Origin of the sequence: Hydrogenophaga sp. 70-12 (assembly GCF_001897365.1) — a bacterium.
Lineage (GTDB): Bacteria > Pseudomonadota > Gammaproteobacteria > Burkholderiales > Burkholderiaceae_C > Hydrogenophaga > Hydrogenophaga borbori.
Genome location: NZ_MKSS01000245.1, coordinates 1 through 1,780, shown reverse-complemented (window position 1 = coordinate 1,780; position 1,780 = coordinate 1). Strand labels below are relative to the sequence as shown.

Here is a 1,780-nt window from a genome sequence, read left to right as displayed (position 1 = left end):
AACAGCTCGGCGCCGCGCGCGAACAGCAGCTTGAGGTGGTCGTTGAGCTCGGTCATGGTGCCCACGGTCGAGCGCGAGGACCGCACCGGGTTGGTCTGGTCGATGGCGATCGCGGGCGGCACGCCCTCCACGCGGTCCACCGCCGGCTTGTCCATGCGGTCCAGGAACTGCCGCGCGTAGGCGCTGAAGGTTTCCACGTAGCGCCGCTGGCCCTCGGCGAACAGGGTGTCGAACACCAGGCTGGACTTGCCCGAACCACTGGGCCCGGTCACCACGGTCAGTTCGCCGGTGCGGATGTCCAGGTCCAGGCCCTTGAGGTTGTGCTGGCGCGCGCCGCGGATGCGGATCAGGCCCTCGGCGCCGCCCCCATCGGCCGCCCGTTCATCGGGTTCGGCCGGGGTGGAGAGGTCGGGGCGGCGATCGTCGGACATGCAGGGCTCCTGAGCGGGAAGCGGAAGATTCTAGGGACCGCCCGCGACCGCTGCCGCGCCCTACGTCATTTCCACACTGTCCTTCCGGGGGAGCCTCTGCGCAGAATCGCGCGCCATTACAAATGGAGACAAAGATGAGGCACCGCCTGCTCGTCGCCATCGCCCTGACCATCCTCCTCGCACAGGCGCACGCCCAGCTGCGCATCGGCCAGCCCTCGGGCTTCAGCGGCTCGGTGGCCGCCGGGGTCAAGGAAAACACCGAAGGCGCGCGGCTGTACTTCGACGCCGTGAACGCGCGCGGCGGCGTGCACGGCGAGAAGATCGAACTGATCTCGGTCGACGACAAGTTCGACCCCAAGGTAACGGTGCAGGTCGCGCGCGAGCTGATCACCCAGCGCGGCGTGCTGGCCCTGTTCCTCAACCGGGGCACGCCGCACTCCGAGGCGCTGCTGCCGCTGCTGGCCGAGCACCAGGTGCCGCTGGTGGCGCCCAGCACCGGCGCCATGGTGCTGCACCAGCCGGTCAACCCCTGGGTGTTCAACGTGCGCGCCACCTACCAGCGCGAGGCCGCGCGCGCCGTCGAACACCTGGCCAGCATCGGCCAGAACCGCATCGCCATCATCGAGACCGACGACTCCTTCGGCGCCGACAGCGCGGCCGGCGCGATGCAGGGTTTCGCCAAGGCCAAGCTGGAACCGGTGTTGCGCCAGAAGACACCGCGCGACAAGCCCGACTACAGCGCCGTGGCGGCCGAGATCGCCCAGCGGCAGGCGCACGCGGTGATGGTGATCGCCTCGGCCGGCAACACCGCCAACGCGGTGAAGGCGCTGCGCGCGGCGGGCTCGCGCGCCCAGGTGGTGACGCTGTCGAACAACGCCTCGGACGGCTTCATCCAACTGCTGGGCGAGCACGCGCGCGGCGTGATCGTGACCCAGGTCTTCCCCAACGAGCGCTCGGTGAGCTACCCGCTGATCAAGGAAGCCCAGGACCTGGCCAAGGCCAAGGGCCTGGCGGGTGTGTCGCCCGCCATGATGGAAGGCTTCGCCGGTGCCAAGGTGGTGGTGGAGGGCCTGCGCCGCGCCGGCCCCAACCCCACGCCGCAGAAGCTGCGCGACGCGCTGGAGGGCATGTCGCGCTACGACCTGGGCGGCCTGACCGTGAGCTACAGCCCGAGCAACCACACCGGGCTGGACTTCGCCGACCTGTCCATCATCGACGCCAGCGGGCGCTTCCGGCGCTGAGCCGGGGCGCGCCGCCCCGCGCTTCTCAGCCCTTGACGATCAGCACCGGGATGTGCGCGTGCGTCAGCACCTTCTGCGCGACGCTGCCCAGGATCAGGGCCTTGACGC

At 70.2% G+C, this 1,780-nt stretch carries 3 protein-coding genes; 1 reads left to right on the top strand and 2 read right to left on the bottom strand.

What is annotated here, in order from left to right:
* The coding region (locus BGO22_RS13915) for a hypothetical protein (RefSeq protein ID WP_286851350.1) at positions 1–431 on the bottom strand (431 nt) is incomplete at its 3' end.
* 134 nt (positions 432–565) lie between these two features.
* Between BGO22_RS13915 and BGO22_RS13910 the strand changes: the two genes are divergently transcribed.
* Positions 566–1,672, top strand: a complete 1,107-nt coding sequence (locus BGO22_RS13910; RefSeq protein WP_286851348.1) for an ABC transporter substrate-binding protein — start codon at positions 566–568, stop codon at positions 1,670–1,672.
* Positions 1,673–1,697: 25 nt separating this feature from the next.
* Here BGO22_RS13910 and BGO22_RS22420 read toward each other — a convergent pair whose 3' ends face one another.
* Positions 1,698–1,766, bottom strand: a complete 69-nt coding sequence (locus tag BGO22_RS22420; protein WP_353744352.1) for a universal stress protein — start codon at positions 1,764–1,766, stop codon at positions 1,698–1,700.
* Positions 1,767–1,780 lie beyond the last annotated feature (14 nt).